General features: G+C 39.0%; 20 protein-coding genes. 13 read left to right on the forward strand and 7 right to left on the reverse strand.

Translation table 11 applies throughout. From position 1 onward, the window contains the following. Window positions 1–94: 94 nt before the first annotated feature. Window positions 95–667 (reverse strand): DUF2911 domain-containing protein, encoded by a 573-nt coding sequence (locus AO498_RS14180; protein ID WP_067550523.1) that lies wholly within the window; start codon window positions 665–667, stop codon window positions 95–97. 225 nt (window positions 668–892) lie between these two features. On the opposite strand from AO498_RS14180, the gene AO498_RS14185 reads away from it, so the two are divergent. Then, window positions 893–1,936 (forward strand): endonuclease/exonuclease/phosphatase family protein, encoded by a 1,044-nt coding sequence (locus AO498_RS14185; protein ID WP_067549056.1) that lies wholly within the window; start codon window positions 893–895, stop codon window positions 1,934–1,936. Here the strand turns inward: AO498_RS14185 and AO498_RS14190 are convergent. After that, on the reverse strand, window positions 1,905–4,178 hold the full coding sequence (locus AO498_RS14190) for an efflux RND transporter permease subunit (RefSeq protein WP_067549058.1): 2,274 nt from the start codon (window positions 4,176–4,178) through the stop codon (window positions 1,905–1,907). The genes AO498_RS14185 and AO498_RS14190 overlap by 32 nt on opposite strands. 121 nt (window positions 4,179–4,299) lie before the next feature. Between AO498_RS14190 and AO498_RS14195 the strand changes: the two genes are divergently transcribed. Continuing rightward, the gene (locus AO498_RS14195; RefSeq protein WP_067549061.1) at window positions 4,300–5,094 is read left to right on the forward strand and encodes a thymidylate synthase; all 795 of its coding nucleotides are present in this window, start codon (window positions 4,300–4,302) and stop codon (window positions 5,092–5,094) included. 45 nt (window positions 5,095–5,139) lie between these two features. Here AO498_RS14195 and AO498_RS14200 read toward each other — a convergent pair whose 3' ends face one another. From AO498_RS14200 to AO498_RS14210, 3 genes are all read right to left on the reverse strand, one after another. Then, the gene (locus AO498_RS14200) at window positions 5,140–7,971 is read right to left on the reverse strand and encodes a S9 family peptidase (RefSeq protein WP_067549064.1); all 2,832 of its coding nucleotides are present in this window, start codon (window positions 7,969–7,971) and stop codon (window positions 5,140–5,142) included. A gap of 16 nt (window positions 7,972–7,987) precedes the next feature. Next, the gene (locus tag AO498_RS14205; RefSeq protein WP_067549067.1) at window positions 7,988–9,904 is read right to left on the reverse strand and encodes a M14 family metallopeptidase; all 1,917 of its coding nucleotides are present in this window, start codon (window positions 9,902–9,904) and stop codon (window positions 7,988–7,990) included. An 83-nt stretch (window positions 9,905–9,987) separates the two neighbouring features. Beyond that, window positions 9,988–10,407: a hypothetical protein gene (locus tag AO498_RS14210; protein ID WP_148660250.1), complete on the reverse strand. Its 420-nt coding sequence runs from the start codon at window positions 10,405–10,407 to the stop codon at window positions 9,988–9,990. A 392-nt stretch (window positions 10,408–10,799) separates the two neighbouring features. Here AO498_RS14210 and AO498_RS14215 point away from each other — a divergent pair, with 392 nt between their 5' ends. The 10 genes from AO498_RS14215 to AO498_RS14260 all read left to right on the forward strand — a co-directional run bounded on the left by AO498_RS14215 (window position 10,800) and on the right by AO498_RS14260 (window position 19,472). Further along, window positions 10,800–11,273, forward strand: a complete 474-nt coding sequence (locus tag AO498_RS14215) for an Lrp/AsnC ligand binding domain-containing protein (protein ID WP_067550525.1) — start codon at window positions 10,800–10,802, stop codon at window positions 11,271–11,273. 239 nt (window positions 11,274–11,512) lie between these two features. Then, entirely contained in the window at window positions 11,513–12,958 is a 1,446-nt protein-coding gene (gene sufB / locus AO498_RS14220) for a Fe-S cluster assembly protein SufB (RefSeq protein ID WP_067549073.1), read from the forward strand. Between the two features lie 119 nt (window positions 12,959–13,077). Beyond that, window positions 13,078–13,842 (forward strand): Fe-S cluster assembly ATPase SufC, encoded by a 765-nt coding sequence (gene sufC, locus AO498_RS14225; protein ID WP_067549076.1) that lies wholly within the window; start codon window positions 13,078–13,080, stop codon window positions 13,840–13,842. Between the two features lie 19 nt (window positions 13,843–13,861). Next, the gene (gene sufD, locus AO498_RS14230; RefSeq protein WP_067549079.1) at window positions 13,862–15,127 is read left to right on the forward strand and encodes a Fe-S cluster assembly protein SufD; all 1,266 of its coding nucleotides are present in this window, start codon (window positions 13,862–13,864) and stop codon (window positions 15,125–15,127) included. Window positions 15,128–15,131: 4 nt separating this feature from the next. Continuing rightward, window positions 15,132–16,355: a cysteine desulfurase gene (locus AO498_RS14235; RefSeq protein WP_067549082.1), complete on the forward strand. Its 1,224-nt coding sequence runs from the start codon at window positions 15,132–15,134 to the stop codon at window positions 16,353–16,355. Beyond that, window positions 16,352–16,783 (forward strand): SufE family protein, encoded by a 432-nt coding sequence (locus tag AO498_RS14240; protein WP_067549085.1) that lies wholly within the window; start codon window positions 16,352–16,354, stop codon window positions 16,781–16,783. The genes AO498_RS14235 and AO498_RS14240 overlap by 4 nt, the downstream gene beginning before the upstream one ends. Window position 16,784: 1 nt before the next feature. Further along, window positions 16,785–17,126 carry an iron-sulfur cluster assembly protein gene (locus AO498_RS14245; RefSeq protein ID WP_067549088.1) on the forward strand — a complete coding sequence of 114 codons (342 nt, stop codon included), beginning with the start codon at window positions 16,785–16,787 and terminating at the stop codon, window positions 17,124–17,126. Window positions 17,127–17,145: 19 nt separating this feature from the next. Continuing rightward, complete coding sequence (locus AO498_RS14250; RefSeq protein ID WP_067549091.1) at window positions 17,146–17,568, forward strand: BrxA/BrxB family bacilliredoxin; 423 nt, start codon at window positions 17,146–17,148, stop codon at window positions 17,566–17,568. Window positions 17,569–17,806: 238 nt separating this feature from the next. After that, on the forward strand, window positions 17,807–19,093 hold the full coding sequence (locus AO498_RS14255) for a citrate synthase (RefSeq protein ID WP_067549094.1): 1,287 nt from the start codon (window positions 17,807–17,809) through the stop codon (window positions 19,091–19,093). A 118-nt stretch (window positions 19,094–19,211) separates the two neighbouring features. After that, window positions 19,212–19,472, forward strand: coding sequence for an acyl-CoA-binding protein (locus AO498_RS14260; RefSeq protein ID WP_067549097.1), 261 nt, complete (start codon window positions 19,212–19,214; stop codon window positions 19,470–19,472). Window positions 19,473–19,476: 4 nt separating this feature from the next. On the opposite strand, the gene AO498_RS14265 is transcribed toward AO498_RS14260, so the two are convergent. Next, window positions 19,477–20,478, reverse strand: a complete 1,002-nt coding sequence (locus AO498_RS14265) for a bile acid:sodium symporter family protein (RefSeq protein ID WP_067549100.1) — start codon at window positions 20,476–20,478, stop codon at window positions 19,477–19,479. Beyond that, window positions 20,478–21,224: a TrmH family RNA methyltransferase gene (locus tag AO498_RS14270; protein ID WP_067549103.1), complete on the reverse strand. Its 747-nt coding sequence runs from the start codon at window positions 21,222–21,224 to the stop codon at window positions 20,478–20,480. The genes AO498_RS14265 and AO498_RS14270 overlap by 1 nt, the downstream gene beginning before the upstream one ends. Window positions 21,225–21,242: 18 nt before the next feature. Here AO498_RS14270 and tamL point away from each other — a divergent pair, with 18 nt between their 5' ends. Continuing rightward, window positions 21,243–23,660 (forward strand): translocation and assembly module lipoprotein TamL, encoded by a 2,418-nt coding sequence (tamL, locus tag AO498_RS14275; RefSeq protein ID WP_082792251.1) that lies wholly within the window; start codon window positions 21,243–21,245, stop codon window positions 23,658–23,660. Window positions 23,661–23,669 lie beyond the last annotated feature (9 nt).

Consider the following 23,669-nt stretch of genomic DNA (forward strand, 5'->3'; position numbering starts at 1 on the left):
AGTCGAAGGGGTTAAACTCCTTCAAACGAAATCTAACAAATTTTCTGAGGAGAATAAAAAAAATCCCCGATGGCTATCGGGGATTTCAGATTCATTATTGAATACTTATCGGTAATTTCAGTTTCTCCCAACGGATTACAAGGCCAGGGGATTCAATATCGATCGAAAGGCGTTCCGAGGAAGTTTCTTCCCAAGTTGGTGAAACCTCCACTCGTAGCACATCATTTTTCTCATCATACTGAAAATGACCATGCTCAAGATTCCAATCGGAGTTAAAAATTACTGTCCAGGTTCCATTTTCTTTTGGAATAGTGAATAGAGAATACTTTCCAGCGGCAAGATTTTGACCTTCGACAGTGATATCCTGAGGAATGTCAATGAACGTCGCCTCGTTTGCGCCTGTTCTCCAGACCACATTATAAGGAACTAAGTCTCCCCAAATGGCACGACCTTTTACTGCAGGAGAACCGTATTGCACTTTGATGGTTTTGGAACCAATAGATCCGTCCTTAACCTCAAGTGGACTCGGTCTTTGTTCTTCTTCAGATGCCGTAGTTTCTGTTTCTACCGTACTTTCTGATTCCGCTGTTTCTGAACTTTTATTTTGGCAGGAAAAAAGAAGGGAAAACAAAAGCATCAACGTGCTGAGTGTAAATGATTTCTTCATATTCCGATGTGATGATTGGTTTGTTTCTAGGGTAATTACGGAAATTTTAATGGAATGATGCAAAGATATTCAATCAAAGAATCAATCTAGGGCATGATTTCTGGAAATAAGAAAAGGGTTCTATTTTAGCCAACTGGAACTTCACTTCTCCGTTTGATGCTGAAAAGAAATGATTTAAATGACATTGATTCATTTCCGAAAAGGCATTTTAAGTATTGATCATACATGAAACTAATCGCTGGAATTACATTTTTTCTTTCACTTTGCCTTTTTGGAAGTGTCTATATATCGCCAGAGATTTTTCCCTACGCGGGGCTTCTTCCATTTTTGATTCCTGCAGTGATTATTGTTAACATTTTTCTCTTGGGAGTTTTGCTTTTAGCTTGGCGAAGAGCGGCACTTTTTCCCTTAATTGCTCTGTTGATCGGTTATAAATTTTTGAGCATAACCTTTCAATTCAATCCAAAAACTACTGAAAATGAAGGGCTGAAAGTATTGACTTACAATGCCCACTTATTTGACTACAAACGAAAGACCACAGGATCTTTTGACACCAATGTTTTCTCTTGGCTTTCAGATCATCCAGCGGATATCAAAGTTTTTCAAGAGTTTTATCAAGACCCTACTTCTGCGGGTAGAAACGCAATCCGAATTCTTTCCCAAGAAGGAAAAAATGACTACTTCTATCATGTAGTGGATGGGAAGCCTCAAAAGAGATCTTACGGAATGGCCATTTTTTCAAAATACCCTATCATCAATAAAGGAGTGGTTTTTGACACCAGGCATAGTAATGGGGCAATTTTTGCAGACATTACAGTAGGAAATGATACGCTGAGAATCTACAATGTCCACCTTCAATCGATGGCCATACCTGCCGAATCCTTGGATAATTACGAGGAGGTCAAAGAAGTCTACAGACAAACTTTGGGAAAACTTCATCGGGGAAGTTTAGCTCGAGCACAACAGCTTTCTATCCTATTTGAGCATCTCAGCAATAGCCCTCATCGAGTTATTTTTATGGGGGATTTAAATGAATTGCCGTATTCCTATGCCTATTTTAAGTTGAGTGAGAAACTCAAAAATGCCTTTGAAGTAGCCGGAAGAGGATTTGGATTTACCTACAATCGAGTCCTATTCTTTCTCAGAATCGACCATATTTTTTCAACCCCAAGCCTAATTCCCACTCAATTTAACACTCACCGAGAGGTGGATTATTCAGACCATTACCCTGTTTCAGCTACTTTTCGTTGGGATGGGATGGAGCTTTGATTTTTCCCAAATACCGCCCAAGAGGAAAAAGAAGGACGGGTAATAAAAGTAAATCTGCCAATAAGGCAAATATCAGCGAACAACTAATCAACAAACCTGTAAAATGGGTAACTCCAAATTGACTGAAAATCAATAGCCCAAATCCTGAGACCAAACAAACGGTGGTCAAAATCATGGCTTTACCTGCTTCCATAAATGTTCGTTTGACCGCATAGTGAAAGCTTTTCCCCTTCCTAAGTTCCAGATGGAGTTTGGACATAAAATGAATCGTATCATCCACAGCAATCCCAAACGCAACTGTAAAAAGAATCGCTGTAGTCAACTTTAACTCAATCCCCATTATCCACATCAATCCAAACATCCAAACCAAGGGAATGACATTGGGAATCAATAGAACCAAAGCCATTTTCCAAGATTTAAAGAGTACACCTGCGATTAATCCAACTAGTACAAAAGCTAACCCGAGTCCTTTGATCATTTGAATTGATACCGATTCATGGCCTCGATCAATCAAGTAGGCAGTACCTGACCAGCGAACTTTGAGAAGGTTTGGGTTAATTTCTTTAGCTACAAAAGCCAAAAATTCTTGTCGAATTTCCCCCATTTTCAAGCTTCCAAAATCAGGCGCTCGCCCACTGATTCGTCCGGATTGAAGATCTTCTGAAAGTACTTTTGGTTGTTGAAAATCCAAGGCAGAAGTGAAGTAACTACGCATTCTTAAATATTGTCCTTGGGAAGGTGTTCGAAACCCTTTAGGATTTCCTTGATTTTGTGCTTGGTTGAGGATTTTCACAAAGCCCAAGGGAGAAACAAAATCCCCTCCCCCAATTAATTCACTGAGCTTTTTTTCGACTTTTTCGATTTCCAAAAGAACTTTAAAATCCAATAAATTGGTTGCTGATGTTCCTTTCTCTAGATATAACTCCAAGGGATTAGACCCTCCAAAATGTTGGTCGAAATAGGCAAAATCCTGTTGAATCGGATGATTTAAAGGGAGATTATCTAAGAGAAATCCATTGATTTGAACCTTGGATCCTAGAAATATCCCTGCTAAAGAAAGAATCAAAAAAGAAAAAGCTATTGGTTTTCTGTGTTGTATAATTTCCTGAAAACCAATCCGTAACTGAAGGTCTGTCTTTGAAATTACGGCATTTCTTGGAGAAGAAATGGAAAAGAGATACAACAAACCTGGAGTTAAAACCACCAGTGCCAAATACATTACAATAACCCCTAATCCAGTCCAGAGCCCAAAAGATTTCAAAGCCGGAATGGAAGTGAAATAAAGGGAGAGAAATCCAAGGGAAGTGGTGAAGATGGTTAAGCCTACCGGTAAATTCAATTCTCGAAACGTCAATTGAATCGCCTCGGCTTTAGAATATCCTTCTTTTAAGGACTTGATTAGAAAAGTGAAATAATGAATAAGAGCACTTAATCCCACAATCAGAAAAATAGTTGGCTGCATGACCGACATGATATCTAAGGATTTGCCGGCCATTAAAATCAAGCCAAAAGACCATAAAATCCCGATTAACAAAACCACTATTGGAACGATAATCCCCCAAGCTTTTCTGTAAATAAAAATCAGCAAAAGGAGCATCAGAGCCAGTGAACAACCCAAAAACAGTCCAAATTCCTGTTGCATCAAATCCACAAAATCTCCTTGAGTTTGTATTTTCCCAGCAACAGCCAAAGGATGGATTCCTGCTTTTAAACAGATCTTCCTAATTTCATCATAAAGGTCGTCTCCCTCTTCCTTGCTTAAATCAGGATTATTTTGAACCAAAAAAAGAAAACTACTTCCATCTTTAGCAATCAAAGAACCATAGAATTGTGATAGCCTTTCTTTAGATCTAATCAGTCTTTCTCCAGTTGTCCAATCAAGAACAGGGTAATATTGAATTCCAAAAGTAGAAACAAGAGGAAGCTCCAAGTCAAAAACTGAAATGAGGGTATCGACTCCACTTAAAGATCCAAGGGACTCAGCAAGTCGGTCTGCCTGAGAAAGAAAATTCAAGTCGAATAAATCCCCGTTTGGGTTACCTATAGCCAGCAAAAGATAGTCATTATCGCTACCAAAGGACTTTTCATAAACCTCTTGGTAAAAACCCAAATCCTCATCATCCTGCGGAAAAAAATGTTCGAAATCATAATTGAAACTTACTGAAGGCCTAAAAATCAGAAGTAACAGGGTCAAACCTAGCCCTAAACCAAGTGTCAAAAATGAATAGGACCGGTGGGACATAGATCGAATTTCTTGAGTTGTATTTCAAGTTTTGAATTAACTTTTAAAAGATCAAAGGAGAAAAGAATGTTTTTAATTTCTTCGATTCCTTAACTTGCCATCCGAGTAAATCAACCATACTATGCAGCAATATCACGACTTGATGAAGCGAATTCTCGCAGAAGGAGTTAAGAAAACAGATCGAACAGGAACAGGCACAATTTCGATTTTTGGACATCAAATGCGATTCAATTTGGCAGATGGATTTCCAGTAGTGACCACCAAAAAACTCCATTTGAGATCGATTATTATTGAGTTGCTGTGGTTTTTGAAAGGTGATAGCAACATTAAATGGCTCAAGGAAAACGGGGTGTCAATTTGGGATGAATGGGCAGATGAAAATGGAGACCTTGGTCCTGTGTATGGCTATCAGTGGAGACATTGGCCTGACGGAAAAGGTGGAGAAATCGATCAAATCAAAAACCTGATTCATCAGATTAAAACAAAACCTGACAGTCGTAGACACATCGTCAGTGCATGGAATGTAGCAGATGTTGATCACATGGCTTTACCACCTTGCCATACAATATTCCAGTTTTATGTCGCCGATGGTAAACTCTCCTGTCAATTGTATCAGCGAAGCGCGGATGTTTTCTTAGGCGTTCCATTTAACATTGCTTCCTATGCTTTATTTACCATGATGGTAGCCCAAGTTTGCGATTTAGAACCAGGTGAATTTATTCACACATTTGGTGACGCTCATCTTTATTTAAATCACCTAGAACAGACTGAATTACAACTTAGTAGGGAAATCCGCCCGCTCCCAACCATGAAAATCAATCCTGCGGTTAAAGATATTTTTGAATTTAACTATGAAGACTTTGAATTAGTAAACTATGATCCACACCCCCATATCAAAGCCCCTGTAGCTGTTTAGTCAAATCAAAAAAGCCCCGAACTATTCAAATTCGGGGCTTTTCATTTAGTTTTCTAACTCATATTTGAGTGTCCTTCCTTTTTCAACTGCCGGGAGACCCTCCGTCATCCAAAGAGGCGCTGGAGCACCTTTCAGATAATGATCAAAGAACTGACTTAATCTGATGGATAAATCTTTGGCATTCTTTCGTTGAGTAAGATTATGATCTTCGCCATTGTATTGAAGCAACCATGCTGGCTTATTCAATCTTTTTAAGGCCATAAACATCTCTATACCCTGATACCAAGGCACAGCGCCATCAGCATCATTATGCATGATTAAAACAGGAGTTTGAACTCGATCCATAGTAAACAAGGGAGAATTTTCCAGATAATAAAGTGGCTTTTCCCACAAGGTCCCCCCTATTCTGGATTGAGTCTGCTCGTATTGAAACATTCTACTCATCCCTGTCCCCCATCGAATACCTCCATAGGCAGAAGTCATATTTACAACTGGAGCACCAGCCCCAGCAGCTTTAAACATATTCGTTCTTGTAATCAGATAAGCTACCTGATATCCTCCCCAGCTTTGACCCTGAATCGCCATATTTTCAGTATCTACACCTCCTTTTGCAATTACTGCCTGAACCCCTGGAATGATACAATCATAGGCGCTAGGTCCTGGTAATCCAAGATCATATTTGATATCAGGGACAAATACTAAGTAATCATTGCTTACAAAGTAAGGTATGTTAATGGTCGATCGACTAGGAGCTGGAGCTCGATAATTGTGGAAAGTGTCGCTGCTTCGCTCGTAAAAATAGACCATCATTGGATACTTCTTTTCAGGATCAAAATTTTCAGGCTTGAAAAGAAGCCCCTGTAAAGGAGTCCCATCATTCGTTAAGTAAGAAACTAATTCCGCACTTCCCCATTTGATCTCAGATTGCTGAGGATTTAGATGGGAGGCCTTCGAGAGTGATTTGAAACTTAAGTCCGAAATAAACAGATCAGGATTTTCCTGATAGGTAGACCGACGAACCAAAACCTGTTTACTTTCCTTCGCTTTTATCAAGCCAAAATACCGATGAGCGGAAAGAATCAACTTTTTGGGAATCTGATTTCCATTGTAGCTCGTGCTGTAAAAACCACTTTCCTTCGTCTCTTCATTAAACGCTGATAGAATCAATTCTTCATTCGGGTCGATGGAGGTTTCATCGGGCTTTAAACTTTCCCTCCTGAAGGTTAGGTGATCTTTTCGTCCTATTCCCATAGTAAGGTTAACAGCTGCAGCAGGATTCTTTGGATCGATTTTCCAAATATCATATCGATCATTAATAAGAATGGCTGCATCATCTTCTAACCAACCTTCAGCCCCATAGCTTCCGGGTAAGGACGGAGAATCATGAAGCTCATCGTGAAAATAGACTGGAAGATTTTTAGTCAGATTAATTTTGGTATTAGACGGAATGTCAGTTGCTACCCAAGAACTATCCCTTGAATCATACCAATAAGCATACTTCCCTGATGGAGAGAGTCTGGGTGTTCCAGAGACATTTTTTTCTATCAGTGTTTTTGTACCTGATTTGAAATCTACCAAATATAGATCTCGACCAATTTGAATATCCCAACTGTAATTGCGCCTGTAAGGTGAATCAGTCCAAGCCAAAGCAAAGTCTTTGGTGATTTTATTTTCCAATGCTACATCTTCTATTTCTGGAGTACCAAGCTGGGCAATCGAAAAATCCCGAAGATCAATCGTCGTTAAATACGTCTTTCTCTCCTCACTTGCCTTATTTATTAACTGCATAGGCTGTATTTCAGCATCTTGCCAGCCCCAGATATCCAAACTGACTCTTTCCTCCTCCAAAATTGTCGTATCGGATTCGTAAGCAAAATCTTTGTAATCTGGAGCTATTCCAAAAAATAGTCGTGATTCATCCTCCGAAAATCGCAAACCTCGATCAGGACTAATTCGGTAATTAGATAAACCAAGGCTAGACTTATTAATTTGAGTTGAAAAGGCGCCTTTGGAAATAGTATATATATATAAGGTGTGCTCCGGTTTCTTTGCCTTCAAGGAATCATCTGTTGAAATGAATGCCAGGGTTGAGGATTGAGGTGAAAATGTCACATTGGAATAAGTGGTCATTTTCTCATGGACCAGTTGACTTTCCCCGCTCGAAAGACTCAATAGATAAACCGCAGCATTGTCCTCTTTTTCTTCTTCTGCTAAGGTATACTGTAGAAAATCCCCATTGGGAGAAAAACTATACGATTTAACACGATCAAACTCCCAAGATTTCACCCCATCCAAAGACCGGACTAGTAGTCTGGTGCCATCTGTTTTCTTTGGCTTTTCAACCTTCGCAAGAGAGTCAACTGAGGATTTTACTGAATCTTTGGCTACTTCTTTCTTTGAAGTTTCTTTTTCAAATAAAATCGCTAGCCAATTTCCCTTTTCCGCTGGCATTGCATAGGACTTTACACGGGCTAATTTTTCAATTTTGCCTGAAGAAAGACTCAGAATAAACAAACTGTCTTTGGGCAAATCGTCCCCTTTTTTCTTTTTCAATTTTAAGACCCTGACAGAATCCTTTTGGGGAGAAATTTTTCCAATAGCATATAAATCGTCGTGCGAAAAAAGGAAACCTGTTCCCCTTGAAATGATCACTTTTTGACTCGGGTTTTTTATAGGAAAAATTTCCACCCTTCCGTCACCTTCTTGAGGATTAATCTGGTAACCCGCGTATTGACCATTTTTGGTAATTTTTTCAGAGGTGAGGCTTTCCCATTGATCATAATCATTGTGGGTTAGGGAGCGTTTTTGTTGCGCAAACGTCGCGGGAATAAAAAACAAAACCCCTATTACCCAAGCCCACTTTTTCAAATTTTGCATACTTCTACCTTACTTATTAATCAAGCGTAAATTCCTTTTCAAAATATCCTCCACGGGTGGAAGAGAGTTTAATTTTACCCTTTACCGATTCTACCCCATTTAATTGGACTCTAAATGTTGCAGTCTTCGTTTCGCCCACTCCTGTATAACCGGCATAAATGGTCTTATCATATAATGAAGGAGAAATGATTTTAACTTTTGCCTCCTCATAACCTTTGGTTAGCTCTTTTTCGAAATCGAGTGATACTCGATCCTCTTGAACAATTTTCACCAGTTTAGCTTGTTCCAAGGCTACAGGAAGTTGACCGGAATTGACCCATTTGATGGTTATTTCAAATTCCCCACCACTTAGCTTTTTAACATTCAAATCTGCAATTGTTAACTGAGGAAGTCGCTTTGCCATGGCTAGGTTAAACAAAGCCTGCTTTTTCGCCCAATCTTCAAGTTGCCAAGGAGGGCCATTTTGTCCAAAAAATTTAGGGTGAAAGCCACCTAGTTCAACTTCACCCAATATTGGGTGATTGAATTTAGTCCATGGTTTAAATCCTTTGCCTCCGTTTTCCTCATCATCCCACATGAGACCGTCGTAATCGTCGTAAATCCCATCTCCATCATAATCCTTCATCGCTCCATTATTCCACAATTCATCACCATACCAAATGCTACCATAGTAGAAATAACCAAAATCAGGACCATGACCGAATAAGGGTTCAGGTTTTAAAGGATCACCAGTCATTGAATTCACCTTATATCGAGTAGCATAGGTTTCATAAACATCACCTGCCCAAGGATAAGCAGTGTAAGACAATCCCAACTGATCCATTTCTTTGTAAATCTCCAAATCTTGAGGATACATTCTTTCTTCCGCTTTGGAAGTTGAAGGTGGTCTTAAATGCATAGGAACTCGGGTATCCATCGAATTTACTACCGAGATATTGGGATGACTAAGCACCCATAATGCAGTAGACCGAGTTTCAACTTCACTTAATGGATATTCTCCAGCGCCGAATTGAGTATATCCCCGACCTGTCAAATCACCTCCCGAATTAGGTCTCCAGTTTTCTGGGTAGTTTCGATGTAAATCCAATCCTCCAACCCCATCCTCATTATAGGATCCGTCCCCATCATTGTCAATTCCTTCTGTGTACATTAAATAATCCCCTTTTCCAGGGAAGGTACGCTTCATCAATCTACCCTTGGGATCTTTGGTGTCTATTATAAAATTTGCCTTTTCTTTTTCATCAGCAGTAACTGCCTTCTTTCTCATTTGGTAAATTATACCATCTCCATCTAAATCTTCCTCTGGATCTTCATCAATAAGACCATCTCGATCTGTATCATTTGGCTTAACAGTACTTCGATTACGCTGTTCAGTAAACAAATACATATTTGAACCATCTGGATTATTCTGAGGTCTGAGATAAATGGCTTTTGAATCAATCAAAGCCGTTATTTCAGGATCTTTGTTATAATTCTCCAATAGGAATTGGGTCAACCAAAGAATCGACTCACTTGAAGTAATCTCACCCGAATGTCTACCGCCTTCAAAGTACGCCGCTGGCTTATTGGTATCTTTTCCTGTTTTTTTGTTGGTTATAGTCATTTGATAAATAGGTCTTCCTTCAAATGAATAATCAATAACATATAAATCCACAATCTCAGGATATTGCTCTGCCCATTTTTCGTACCAATGGTACATGACATCAACGGTATGATACTTATCAAAAGTTAACCTTTCTGAGGGAGCATATTCAACCTCAGGGAAATGGATTTTTTTAAAAAAGGAAGGACCATGCCTTTGCCCTGATACCGTATAAAATTTTGATTCTGTATTTTTTTCTGGGAAAAGCCTTTCCTTATGGAAATCTTTTACTTGAGCGCTGACAGATAAAGACGCGCAAAACACGAAAATTACAAAGAGAAACTTATACATGAATTTGAAGGTTGGTTGCCTAAATTTAAAAATGAAGGATGTGGCTTGGCAACCGCTTAAAAAAAAAGACCGAAACCGGTCTCTTATTTTTGAATTATAACTTCGAGTTTTTCAGGTTTGAAGTTTGATGCTCCCAAAACAGGCTGAAAATCGGGCAATTGTCTGATTACAAAATCTAATCTTTCTTTTAAACCTTTATCTGCTTCATTCAACAATTCAAATCCTACGATTCTTCCGAAAGAATTAACCTCCAATACAAAGTTAACTTTTTCAATGGTTTGACTCTTTTTAGTTCTGAAAATGAAGGAAGAATAAGAATCAATGAGTTTTAAAAAATCCTCAGATGCTTTCCAACTAGAGGATAAATCTTCTGAATTCTCAGCTTCAAAAGCCCTGATTACTAAGTTATCATCTTTCAGTATTTCATTACCATAAACAGGCATTGAAATCCCGGAGAGGATGATAAGAATTGCTGAAGCGATATGTATGAAATGCTTTTTCATGGCTTTGATATCCAAAAATACATCTAAAAATATCTTGTGCAAAGAAAAATGCATTTTATTTCTGAAAATCTGGACATTAAATTTCGAAAAGGATGAAAACAAAAAAGTCTTGCCAGAAGCAAGACCCTTTTCAGAATATAAACCCAAATATAACTTTAGAGATTAAAAGTTTTTCTTGTAATAAGTCAAATATTCGGCTAATCATTAAAGTTCGAAACAAATACTAATAACAAGGGTTATTTTTCAAACTTTTATTCGCCTGATATCGAATGGGTCAAAGTAAATGCTTTTTGGTAAAAATTACAAATTGAAAAAAAAATTTTGCAATATTTTGAACAAACTCTAATTTACCCTCCGTTTCATTGACGATCATCCAAAATAGCCCAAAAAAAATGGATAAAATTTTAGATATTGATAACATTGATCTAAAAATCATTTCGCTTCTTAACGAAGACGCTAAGACCCCATATACTGAAATTGCGAAAAAAGTATTTGTCTCCTCAGGCACAGTACACGTACGCATGAAAAAACTCGAAGACATGGGGATTGTGAAAAGTGCGACATTAAACATAGATTTTTCCAAATTGGGCTATGATATCTCAGCCTTCTTGGGAATCTACCTTGAGAAGAGTAGCCTATATGATAATGTCATCGAAAAACTCAAAGAAATTACAGAGGTAGTAAGCGCCTATTATACCACAGGCAACTATTCCATTTTTGCAAAAATCATTTGTAGAGATACCAATCACCTCAGATTAGTCCTGGATCAAATACAAAAGGTAGATGGTATCGACAGGACAGAAACTTTGATCGTTCTTGAGGAAAGTATTAATAGACCAATTCAGTTTTTCGGGAAGGAAAAATAATATTATTTGGATTAAATCTAATTAACAGAATTAGTCAAGAAATTCAAGTATCGATCTAAAAGCTCATCTGACCATGAGCTTTTTTTTATTGATGAAATATCGAATAAGAGAAAATCAAAGTCCTTTATTTCTAAAAAATCAAATAAGCGATAGATTTTTAGAATGATCTCGAACATATTTTTTTCATTTATTGTTGTACCTTCGCAATCAAAATGTAATTAGTCTAAATAACTCAGCACATGAGCAAAGACAATCAAATTTTAGAAGAATTAACCTCGAAAGATTACGAGCACGGCTGGTCAGTAAATTATGAAACTGATGAGGCTCCAGCTGGTCTTAATGAAGATATTATCAGATGGATCTCCTCCAAAAAAGAGGAACCAGAGTGGCTTTTGGAATGGAGGTTAAAAGCTTTTAAAACTTGGCAAACTATGACTGAACCGGAATGGGCTAATGTCCATTATCCTAAAGTCAATTTCCAAGCTCTAAAATACTATTCTGCTCCCAAGCAAGCGAAAAAGACTAAAAGTCTAAATGAAGTAGATCCTGAGCTCTTGGCAATTTACGAACGTTTGGGCATCTCTTTAAATGAGCAAAAAAGACTTCAAGGTATCGCAGTGGATGCAGTTTTAGACTCTGTATCTGTGGCAACCACTTTCAAGGATACCCTTGGAAAATTGGGAATTGTATTTTGTTCTTTCAGCGAGGCAGTAAAAGAACATCCTGAGCTTGTAAAAAAATACTTGGGTTCAGTAGTCCCAATGACTGACAATTATTATGCAGCGTTAAATTCAGCTGTATTCTCTGATGGTTCATTCTGTTATATTCCAAAAGGCGTTAGATGTCCTATGGAATTATCCACCTATTTCCGAATCAATGCGGCAAATACGGGTCAGTTTGAAAGAACTCTAATTATCGCGGATGATTCTTCCTATGTTTCTTATTTAGAAGGGTGTACCGCACCTCAGAGAGATGAAAATCAGCTTCACGCAGCAGTTGTTGAAATTTATGCTGGTGCACATGCAGAGGTAAAATACTCAACGGTTCAAAACTGGTTCCCAGGTGATAAAGAAGGAAAAGGCGGTATTTACAACTTCGTAACGAAAAGAGGAATTTGTGCAGGTGACCATTCAAAAATTTCTTGGACACAAGTAGAGACAGGTTCTGCTGTTACTTGGAAATATCCTTCATGTATTCTCAAAGGTGACAATTCGATTGGAGAATTTTATTCAGTAGCTGTTACCAATAACTATCAGCAGGCAGATACAGGGACCAAAATGATTCATATTGGAAAAAACACCAAGTCTCGAATTGTATCAAAAGGTATTTCAGCTGGAAAATCTCAAAATTCCTATAGAGGCCAAGTTCAAGTAATGAAACGGGCTGACAATGCTAGGAATTTTTCTCAATGTGATTCCCTTCTAATGGGCGATCGATGTGGAGCACATACGTTCCCATACATCGATATTCAAAATTCTACTGCAAAAGTGGAACATGAAGCCACCACTTCCAAAATTGGAGAGGATCAAATATTCTATTGCAACCAACGAGGAATTTCTACTGAAGATGCTGTAGCACTCATTGTAAATGGCTATGCAAAAGAGGTATTGAATCAGTTGCCTATGGAATTTGCAGTTGAAGCCCAGAAACTTCTTGCACTTACCCTAGAAGGATCCGTCGGATAAAATCATTCAGGAGGCTGTTGCACAGCCTCCCTTTCGCTTTTAAAGTTGAGGTCAGAATTTGATTTTCAACCTAATTTCATCAAAAGTGAAAAAAACTTCCATTTGTTAATTATCAAGTTATGCTATCTATAAAAAATCTTCACGCATCTATTGAAGGTACTCCTATCCTTAGAGGAATAAATCTTGAAGTAAAAGCAGGAGAAGTCCATGCAATCATGGGACCAAATGGTTCTGGTAAATCTACTTTAGCCTCTGTTTTAGCCGGAAGAGAAGAATATGAAGTCACTGACGGAGAGGTAACTTTCCAAGGTAAGGAGCTTTTGGAAATGGCTCCTGAAGATCGAGCTAGAGAAGGTATCTTTCTAGCCTTTCAATATCCAGTGGAAATTCCTGGTGTATCTTCTACAAACTTTCTAAGAACTGCCCTAAACCAAGTTAGAGAATATAGAGGCCTTCCAGCACTGGATGCTGTCAAATTTCTTTCCCTGATGAAAGAAAAGATGTCTTTGGTAGAAATTGACCAAAAACTACTTTCTCGATCACTTAACGAAGGCTTTTCGGGTGGAGAGAAAAAAAGAAACGAAATTTTCCAAATGGCAATGTTGGAGCCTACCCTTTCCATTCTGGATGAAACTGATTCCGGATTGGACATTGATGCACTTCGAATTGTCTCCAATGGAGTTAATAAATTGAAGTCTGACAAAACGGCTACAATTGTGGTTACCCACTATCAGCGATTGCTGGATTACATTGTCCCAGACTATGTTCACGTTTTATATAAAGGTAGAATTGTAAAATCCGGAACTAAGGAGCTTGCCCTTGAACTGGAGGAAAAAGGATACGATTGGATCAAAGAAGAAGTTGATTCTGCAACAGCACTTTAATCTATAACCAACAACTACCATGAGTACCTTGACCCTACAAGATACAATAACAGGCTTGGTTGCTGCTAGCCCTGAGAATTTCCAAAACTTACGAAAAGAGGCCTTAGTTGCCTTTAATACCCAAGGGTTACCTGCCTTAAAAGCCGAAGAATATAAATTCACTTCGATTACTAAGAAACTTGAAAGTTCGATTGGTACTTTCAAGCCTGCTAAGGCCTTTTCAGTCACACCTAAAATGGTAAAATCTTCGGTACATGAAGGTTTCGAAGGAAAAATCTTAGTATTCAGTAATGGCTTTTTCCTCGAGGAACTTTCAGACCTTCCTGATGGAGTGAATATTGGCAGGTTATCTGATCAATCGGATGAAATTGGAAGTATCGCTAAAGCAAACAAAGATCCTTTTAGTGCCTTAAATCAAGCCACATTTCAAGAGGGAGTCTTTATTTCTATTCCAAAGAAAACCAAAGTTGAACAGCCCATCTTATTGCTTTCTTTTCACAAAGAAGAAGATGGAAAAGTAATTCAACCTCGAGTTTGGATCGAAGCGGGAGATTTTGCAGAGGCTACCTTTATTGAACAATCAATCAGCGTTTCGGATAATTCCTATTTTGTAAACCGAGTGGTTGAAATTAAGGGTGGACAAAACTCAATCCTGAATTATTATAGGGTTCAGAATGAGTCAAGAAACTGCATAGAAGTCAGCAATATCGAAACTGATATTCAGCAAGATGGAAGATTTACTGCAGTTACTGTGTCCCTGACTGGAGATATGGTTAGGAATAATCTAAGCTTAAATTTATTAGGAAGTAATTCTGAAGGTAATATGTATGGCATCTACTTGCTCAATGGCAAAACTCATGTGGATAACCATACCAACGTTGACCATACTATTCCTCATGCTGAATCGAATGAACTTTACAAAGGAATTCTAGCTGACCAAAGCCGAGGTGTATTCAACGGTAAAATCTTTGTAAGGCAGGATGCCCAAAAAACCAATGCCTTTCAGCAGAACAACAATATTCTTCTTTCAGAAGACGCCATCATCAATACCAAACCACAGCTTGAAATTTGGGCGGACGATGTCAAATGCTCCCATGGTTGTACCGTTGGACAATTAGACGAAGAAGCACTTTTCTATCTTCAGGCAAGAGGAATCGACAAAACCAATGCAAAAGGTCTCCTTTTATACGCATTTGTGGGAGAAGTCTTAGAGAAAGTAGAAGTAGAAAGCTTTCAATCTTACCTTGAATCTCTAATTCAAGAAAGATTGGGTAGCAAATTCTAACATCATGAGCTTACCAATATCTCAAATCAGGGGCATGTTTCCAGTTCTTCACCAAGAAGTACATGGCAAGCCCTTGATTTATTTTGATAATGCTGCAACGACCCAAAAGCCTATTGCAGTAATTGAATCCTTAAAAAACTATTACGAAACGGATAACTCTAATATTCACAGAGGAGCCCATGCATTAGCTGATCGAGCTACTAGGTATTTTGAGGAAACACGTGAATCGGTTCGTGATTTTTTAGGCGCACGGGAGTCAGCTGAGGTGATTTTTACCAAAGGTACCACAGAAGGGATTAATCTTGTAGCCAAAACATTTGGGCGAAAATTTATCCAAAAAGGAGATGAAATTATCATTTCCACAATGGAGCATCACTCCAATATTGTTCCTTGGCAAATGCTCTGCGAAGAAAATGGAGCGAATTTGAAGGTTATTCCGATAACTGATTCTGGAGAACTGATTTGGGATGAGTTTGAAAAATTATTAAGCCATAAAACAAAACTGGTCAGTATTGTTCATGCTTCAAATGCATTAGGAACGATCAATCCAGTCAAAAAAATAATTGAGGCCTCACACCGATTTGGCGCCAAAGTTCTCCTAGATGGAGCACAATCGACTTCCCACCTGGATATTGATGTAGTAGATTTGGACTGTGATTTTCTGGTTTGCTCTGCGCATAAACTTTATGGGCCTACCGGACTTGGAATCCTTTATGGAAAACGAGAAATCTTGGAGGAAATGCCTCCCTTTCTTGGCGGTGGAGAAATGATAAAGGAAGTATCCTTTGAAAAAACGACCTACAACGAAATCCCATTCAAATTTGAGGCAGGCACTCCAAATATCGGTGATGTAATTGCCTTTAATCCCGCATTGGACTTTATTAAATCTTTGGGCAAGCCGGCAATCCGAGCGCATGAGGATTCTTTACTCAACTATGCCAATTCCTTATTGGAGGGAGTAAAAGGCTTTATCCCAGTTGGGACAACAAAGGAAAAAGTATCTGTGCTATCCTTCAACATTGCACAAATGCACCCTTTCGATGTAGGACAAATGCTAGATGCTAGAGGGATTGCCGTGCGGACTGGACACCATTGTACCCAACCACTTATGAAACGTTTTGGACTTGAGGGAACTGTTCGCGCGTCATTTGCAGTTTATAATACCAAATCAGAAATTGAGACCTTTGCTGAGGCGGTTGCCCGAATTGCTAGCTTTAAAAACAAATGAGTACCATTCACCAAATCCAAAATGAAATTATCTCCGAATTTGAAATTCTTGGAGATGATAAGGAGTCAACCATTTTTTACATTATGGAGCTCGGATCGAGTTTGGCTCCCTTTCCGGAATCAGATCGAACTGAAGAAAACATCATTAAAGGATGTCAATCCAAAGTGTGGTTAACTGCCCAGGAAAAGGAGGGTAAAATCGAATATTCAGCAGACTCAAATACTGACATTACCAAAGGTTTGATTTCACTTTTAATTCGAATTTTGAACTACCGAAGTCCTCAAGAAATTCTGGATGCTGATTTGTTTTTCTTGGATCGAATCGGAATGGGAGGAATCATAGGAAGTCAACGATCAAATGGGCTAGCTGCCATGATCAAGCAAATGAAACTTTACGCAATCGCCTTTCAAACCAAGCAAAACGCCTGATATGGAGACAGCTGAAAAATCGGAAAGCACCGGGCAAGTAGAAAACTTGAGGGATAAAGTGGTCATGGCAATCAAGCAAGTGTATGACCCTGAAATTCCCGTTGATGTATATGAATTGGGACTTATCTATGAGATTACTGTATATCCAGTAAATAATGTGTATGTACAGATGACCTTGACCTCTCCCAATTGCCCCTCCGCAGAATTTATACCTACTGAGGTGAAAGATAAAATTCAACAGATTCAAGGAATCAATAATGTGGAAGTAGAAGTCACTTTTGATCCTCCTTATTCTCAGGATATGATGTCTGAAGCCGCAAAATTAGAATTAGGATTTCTTTAAAAATTAAAAAATATAGGATATGTACCCAGAGGATTTAATTGCTCCAATGCGAGCAGAATTAACAAATGTAGGGTTCCAAGAATTTAGAACCGAAGATCAAGTAGCAGAACATCTTGGCCCAAATCATAAAGGGACCACATTTGTGGTTGTCAATTCAGTATGTGGATGCGCTGCAGGAGCAGCTAGACCTGGAGTTCGATATGCCTTGGAGCATGCCGCAAAAAAGCCAAGTACTCTTGCAACTGTTTTCGCTGGAAATGACCGTGATGCAGTAGCGAAAGTTAGAGAGCTGGTACTTCCCTACCCTCCTTCTTCCCCTGCAATGGCCTTGTTCAAAGATGGAGAACTAGTACACTTCATCGAAAGACACCATATCGAAGGTCGAAATGCAAAAATGATTGGAGACCATTTGGTCGAAGTATTTGAGCATTTCTGCGATTAACCATAAGCCCTTCGGGGCTTTTTTTCTAAAATACTTCCCTTGGAACTCCACTAATAGGAGACAAAAATGTAAAATGGTTCAGGATCAATAAATTAGAAACTGAACTCAAAAATGCTTTGAGCTTTAAATAAATATAAAAGCTCTTATGTAATAAAATATTCAAAAAACGGTCGTTTTTATTAACTTAAGGCCGATTTTATAGTTTTTAACTTTATAAAAATCCAAACACTAACGATATATGTCTGACTCCGCCAAATTGATCTACAAAGGACAGGAATTTGAATTCCCGGTAATCACCGGTACAGAAAATGAACCAGCTATAGACATTTCCAAGCTAAGAGGCGCAACAGGATTAATCACCCTTGATTCTGGCTTCAAAAACACGGGATCAACAACCAGTTCAATTACTTTTTTGGACGGGGAACAGGGCATCCTCAGATACCGCGGGTATCGAATTGAAGATTTGGCTGAGAAATCATCTTTCATTGAAGTAGCTTATTTATTAATTTATGGAGAGCTTCCGACTCAAACACAGTACGAAGACTTTACCAAGCAAATCACCTATCATACACTAGTTCACGAGGACATTAAGAAGATTTTGGATGGATTCCCTTCCAATGCTCACCCAATGGGTGTTCTTTCTTCCTTGATCTGCTCCCTTTCAGCATTCTACCCAGATTCGTTAAATCCAAATCGAACTGAGGACGAAATCAATTTGAGCATCATTCGTTTGATCGCCAAAATGCCAACATTTGCAGCTTGGGCTTATAAAAACAAGATGGGACATCCAGTGAACTATCCTGATAATTCATTGGACTACTGCTCAAACTTCCTAAAAATGATGTTTGCCTTGCCGGCAGAGCGTTATGAAGTTGATCCGATTGTTTCTAAGGCATTGGACGCACTTCTTATCCTTCATGCTGACCACGAGCAAAACTGTTCAACCTCTACTGTTCGAATTGTAGGTTCTTCCCAAGCTTCCATTTATGCATCCATTTCTGCAGGAATCAATGCGCTTTGGGGCCCACTTCATGGAGGAGCAAACCAATCCGTGATTGAGATGCTCGAAGCGATCAAAGCTGATGGCGGTGACGCGAAGAAATATTTGGACAAAGCAAAAGACAAAAATGATCCATTCCGATTGATGGGATTTGGACACCGAGTTTATAAGAATTTTGACCCACGTGCAAAAATCATCAAAAAGGCTGCAGATGATGTATTGGAAAAATTAGGAGTAAAAGATCCAGTTTTGGACATTGCAAAAGAATTGGAATATGCAGCGTTGAACGATCCGTATTTCGTAGAAAGAAAACTTTATCCAAACGTGGACTTCTATTCTGGCATCATCTATCGAGCATTGGGAATTCCAACAGATATGTTTACTGTAATGTTTGCCTTAGGTCGTCTCCCAGGTTGGATTGCTCAGTGGAAAGAAATGAGAGAAAATGGCGAACCAATCGGTCGTCCTCGTCAAGTTTACACTGGTGCTACTGAACGTGACTACGTAAGCATGAACAAGCGGTAAAATTGACATATAGTATGAAAGCCAGCGTTTGCTGGCTTTTTTTGTTTTTAGTCAAATTGTGTTTTCAACTTTTGGCTGCATTTTTGGAAACTAAAATTGACATCAGAGTTTTCAAATTATGAATCTGAACACGATAGAAGAAGCGGTTGCTCTTACTCAAAAATTTACTTCAAGACCAACGAATGAAGAACTCTTGAAGCTGTACGGCTTATACAAACAAGCTACAGAAGGAGATAATGAAGGCGAACGACCAGGAGGTTTTGACTTCAAAGCCGCTGCAAAATTCAATGCTTGGCTAACACAAAAAGGAAAATCTAAAGAAGTTGCCACACAAGAATATATTCAGTTGGTAGCCGCTTTAGCAGTAAAACACCTTTAAGATTTCATTTTTTTTCTTCTGAATAATTCCTTCCGATATAGCCTGCAAGAATGCTACCTAGGATGAGTTGTTGGATGTGATACAGCATTACTGGCAACAATACCAAACCTAAGGTTGCGGCATTCGGAAAAATGACTTTTCCAATCACCACGCCATGAACAAGAGACTTTTTTGACCCACAAAAAAGCGTGGTGATTCGGTCCTGAAGGGAAAATCGAAATGCTTTCCCTAGAACAGAGAGAATGATTAAAACCAAAAGAAAAATTCCTAACATCGTCAATGCAACACTCAGCAAAGTTGAAACCGCATAGCTGGAAAAAATTTGTTGTTGAAACGAGTCTGAAAATGAAGTAAATACGATGATCATGATTACGGTCTGATCCACATACTTTAACCTCGGCAAGAAATCTTTCAACTTAGGGAATAACCAACCATGACAAAGTACTCCCAAAGTGACAGGGAAAATAACTTTGAGGGTAAGCTCTCCTAAAGTCGACCAAAAATCAAGCTCTCCTCCTACTCCATTCGCCAAAATCCCCATCCATGCAGGCGTGAGTATGACCCCCAACAGACTTGAAATACTTGCATTAAAAATTGCTCCGGGAAGATTTCCCCCTGCGATGGAAACCATCACTACTGAAGCACTCACTGTGGAAGGCAGCGCTGACAAATAGGTAATCCCAAGCTGAAAATCATCCTCAATCCAAGGAGTGATATTCTTCAACACCAAAACCAAAATAGGAAAGAACAAAAAGGTGGCACTTTGAATCATCAAGTGCAATCGCCAATTAGTCAATCCTTCCTTTAATTGAACTGGATTGAGCTTTACTCCATAAAAGAAAAAAACCAAAGCTATCCCTAGGTTGATAATCGGCTTCCAAGGAATTCCCGATTGAGACGAACCTACCTCTGGAACCCAAGCTGCTAGTGCAATAGCTGCGAACAACCCAAGAAGAAATCCATTGATCCCAACTTTTTGAAGCGTTTTAAAAAGTCGATTATTCATTAGGAAAGCAGTCGTTTGAAGTTATCGCAGAGGATGGCAGTGGCAATGGCAACGTTCAGTGATTCCGCCTTTCCAAATCCCGGAATGGTAATTTTTTGAGTAACACTTGATTCCAAAGTTTCTGGAATTCCGTGCGATTCATTTCCCATCAAAATAACTCCAGGTGAAGTTTTGACAAGGGAATGAATACTCTTTCCGCCCAAATACGCTCCATACACCGGTAGTTTCCAGCGATTGAAAACTTGAGCTAAGTCTTCATAAAAAAATGACACCCGTGTAAATGACCCCATGGATGCCTGTAAGACTTTTGGATTGTAGAATTCAGCTGTATTTGGAGAAAAGACGAGTTTTTTGATTCCATACCAATCGGCAATACGAATAATCGTACCCAAGTTACCTGGGTCCCGAACGTCTGCTAAAGCGATAATCAACTCGTCTTCCTGTACCTCAAATGACTGATTAGATTTACATGTCGCAACCGCTAAAGCCGCATTATTACTTTGAAACTGTCCCAATTGCTCTAATTGGTTTTGAGTCACCTCTATCAGCTCTCCAGAATAATTTTTCAATACCGAAAAGTGACGGTCGGCAAATTCCTCGGTGACCACCAGCAAATCCACAGAATAATCTGAATCCAATAACTCCAAAACGCTTTTCTCTCCTTCTACAAAGAACTTTCCCGTCTCGTTTCGGTATTTTTTTTGATGTAAGGATTTTATAAACTTAACCGTATTTTTGCTCAGCATCCCTTAGAAATTCTCCAATTGAAATCCCTCAAATATATACTTTTTATCTCGCTGCTTTGGATAATTGGTGCATGCTCTGTGACAAGAAATCTAGGTCCAAATCAGTTTGTGGTCTATGAAAACACGATTTCTGGGACAGATAAGGTTTCTAAAGAAGCACTTTTCGAATTGGTTGATCAGGAGTCAAACACAAGACTTTTAGGGATTTCAGCAGGTGTATTAATTTATAATCTTGGAGAAAATTTTTACGATCGTGAGAAAACCTCCACTTCGCTTCAGGAAAATAGATCCGAATTAGAAAGCTTAAATTCTGCCTTGGATACTCTCGGAGAATCTCCAAAGCTTGAAAAGAAGATTTATAAACTATCGACCAAAATCCAAAGTCTTGAAAAAAAGCTGGAATATGGAAATGGCCTGATGCGAACCGGGAACCCTTTGGTTATTTTGGATAGCACACTGACCCAAAAAACGGTCAATAACATGAAAGGCTATTTGGTGAATCATGGATTTTTCGAAGGGGATGTTCAGTATCAAGTGCAGACGAAGAAAAAGAAGGCTTTTGTAGACTTTCAGATCGAGGAAAATAGTCTCTATGTTTTGGACTCAGTCTATACCCGAACTGATAATCCGGCCATTATTCAACTTCTAAATTCTTCCCAAAACCGATCCTTGATCCAAGCTGGACAACCTTACAATCAAGACCTTATCATCGAAGAACGTACAAGAATTGAGGACCTATTGAAAAACAATGGGTTTTACATGTTCTCAAAGTCCTATATCAACTATTTCGCATATCAAGACACTTCGGCTAAAACCATAAAGTTGGAGCAGGTCATCCAGAAACCAACTTTTGCAGAGAGACACCAAGTCTATACCTTGGATTCTATCTTATTTCGAATCAATCCCCCAAGTGAAGAGTTTGCGGATAGACAGATTCAGGAGAAATTCAGAGAAATAGATTTTTCATTTTACCGAGATCGCTATTCCGCCAAGGTATTGGCTTCACGGATTTTATTGCAAAAAGGCTCTCCCTATAGTCGAACGAAGGCAATTGAAACTCAAAGGCTATTGAGTAATCTCGATCTTTTCAGATTTGTTAATATCACATTTGACACTCTTGGCACCTCGCTAACAGCAAAAATATTTACCCAACCCAATCAAAAGTACCAATTAACCAACCAGCTTGGGGTTACGGTGACTGAACAATTGCCTGGACCATTTTTCAGTACAGCACTTCGAAACAGAAACTTTTTCCGGGCAGGAGAAATTTTGGAATTCAATTTTAGAGCAGGATTAGAGGGTGTTGCATCAGCTACCGGTCAAGGGGTTTACCAAAGCAACGAAGTCAATACGTCTGTTTCTGTAATCTTTCCAAGGTTTCTGATTCCATTTGCGCCTAGGTCACTTCAGAAATACGGAAGATTCAACCCCAATTCCAGAGTTCAATTCGGATTTAACCACACCAATAGGCCCGAATACACGCGAAATGCGATCACGGGCTTGCTTTCATATAGTTGGGCGACGCGAAGCAACAAGCAGGTATTCACGATCAATGCGGCCGATTTGAACTACATCAGAACTCCCAAAATCCAAGATGAATTTGTAGGAATTCTATCGGATCTTCAGGCCCAAGGAAATAATTTGATTTGGTCTTTTCTTCCATCCTTCATTTCGAGTATTTCAGGACAAACAATCATCAATTTCAATAAATACGGGGACTTCAACTCCAGAAAAGCCTCCCTCCTGCGTGTCTTTGGGGAAAGTGGGGGAACGACCCTAAATTTTTTCAATGTCAGAAATAATAATGAGGAAGGGATTGAATACGCTAATTTTCAATGGCTCAAAGGTCAAATTGATTTCCGACGATATTACCCCGTCAACCAAAAACAAACTTTTGCCTACCGTCTCAATTTTGGCGTAGCCCAGCCTTACGGAGTCAGTGCGGGTATTCTACCTTATGAAAAATACTTTTTTGCGGGAGGTGGTACCAGCATTCGTGCTTGGCAAGCAAGGCGATTAGGGCCAGGAAGCTATAATCCAGGTAGACTTCCAAATGAAGAATATCGCTTTACAACTGAGCAGCCAGCGGAGATGATTTTGGAAAGTATGCTTGAATACCGCCGAAATTTGATCGGCTATTTTGACTTAGCACTTTTTATAGATGTAGGTAACTCTTGGATGATTGGAAATGATCCTTCTCGACCCGGATCAGACTTCAGATTTAATAGATTTTACAAAGAGCTAGCTGTAGGTTCTGGTATCGGGCTTCGAATGGACTTTGATTTCTTAGTAATTCGATTGGATTTAGCCACCAAGGCCATCGATCCTGCAAATCCAGAGGGGGAACGCTGGGTTTTGGACAACATCTCATTTAGGTCCCCATTTGGAGTCAAAGGCCAAACAGTATTCAATTTTGGGATAGGATATCCCTTTTAAACCCACTGT

This window comes from Algoriphagus sanaruensis (genome assembly GCF_001593605.1).
GTDB classification, from domain to species: domain Bacteria; phylum Bacteroidota; class Bacteroidia; order Cytophagales; family Cyclobacteriaceae; genus Algoriphagus; species Algoriphagus sanaruensis.

Excerpts from the sequence above, each read along its gene's own strand:
- AO498_RS14180 (WP_067550523.1), bottom strand. The coding sequence starts at position 667 with ATGAAGAAATCATTTACACTCAGCACGTTGATGCTTTTGTTTTCCCTT.
- AO498_RS14185 (WP_067549056.1), top strand. The coding sequence starts at position 893 with ATGAAACTAATCGCTGGAATTACATTTTTTCTTTCACTTTGCCTTTTT.
- AO498_RS14190 (WP_067549058.1), bottom strand. The coding sequence starts at position 4,178 with ATGTCCCACCGGTCCTATTCATTTTTGACACTTGGTTTAGGGCTAGGT.
- AO498_RS14195 (WP_067549061.1), top strand. The coding sequence starts at position 4,300 with ATGCAGCAATATCACGACTTGATGAAGCGAATTCTCGCAGAAGGAGTT.
- AO498_RS14200 (WP_067549064.1), bottom strand. The coding sequence starts at position 7,971 with ATGCAAAATTTGAAAAAGTGGGCTTGGGTAATAGGGGTTTTGTTTTTT.
- AO498_RS14205 (WP_067549067.1), bottom strand. The coding sequence starts at position 9,904 with ATGTATAAGTTTCTCTTTGTAATTTTCGTGTTTTGCGCGTCTTTATCT.
- AO498_RS14210 (WP_148660250.1), bottom strand. The coding sequence starts at position 10,407 with ATGAAAAAGCATTTCATACATATCGCTTCAGCAATTCTTATCATCCTC.
- AO498_RS14215 (WP_067550525.1), top strand. The coding sequence starts at position 10,800 with ATGGATAAAATTTTAGATATTGATAACATTGATCTAAAAATCATTTCG.
- sufB (WP_067549073.1), top strand. The coding sequence starts at position 11,513 with ATGAGCAAAGACAATCAAATTTTAGAAGAATTAACCTCGAAAGATTAC.
- sufC (WP_067549076.1), top strand. The coding sequence starts at position 13,078 with ATGCTATCTATAAAAAATCTTCACGCATCTATTGAAGGTACTCCTATC.
- sufD (WP_067549079.1), top strand. The coding sequence starts at position 13,862 with ATGAGTACCTTGACCCTACAAGATACAATAACAGGCTTGGTTGCTGCT.
- AO498_RS14235 (WP_067549082.1), top strand. The coding sequence starts at position 15,132 with ATGAGCTTACCAATATCTCAAATCAGGGGCATGTTTCCAGTTCTTCAC.
- AO498_RS14240 (WP_067549085.1), top strand. The coding sequence starts at position 16,352 with ATGAGTACCATTCACCAAATCCAAAATGAAATTATCTCCGAATTTGAA.
- AO498_RS14245 (WP_067549088.1), top strand. The coding sequence starts at position 16,785 with ATGGAGACAGCTGAAAAATCGGAAAGCACCGGGCAAGTAGAAAACTTG.
- AO498_RS14250 (WP_067549091.1), top strand. The coding sequence starts at position 17,146 with ATGTACCCAGAGGATTTAATTGCTCCAATGCGAGCAGAATTAACAAAT.
- AO498_RS14255 (WP_067549094.1), top strand. The coding sequence starts at position 17,807 with ATGTCTGACTCCGCCAAATTGATCTACAAAGGACAGGAATTTGAATTC.
- AO498_RS14260 (WP_067549097.1), top strand. The coding sequence starts at position 19,212 with ATGAATCTGAACACGATAGAAGAAGCGGTTGCTCTTACTCAAAAATTT.
- AO498_RS14265 (WP_067549100.1), bottom strand. The coding sequence starts at position 20,478 with ATGAATAATCGACTTTTTAAAACGCTTCAAAAAGTTGGGATCAATGGA.
- AO498_RS14270 (WP_067549103.1), bottom strand. The coding sequence starts at position 21,224 with ATGCTGAGCAAAAATACGGTTAAGTTTATAAAATCCTTACATCAAAAA.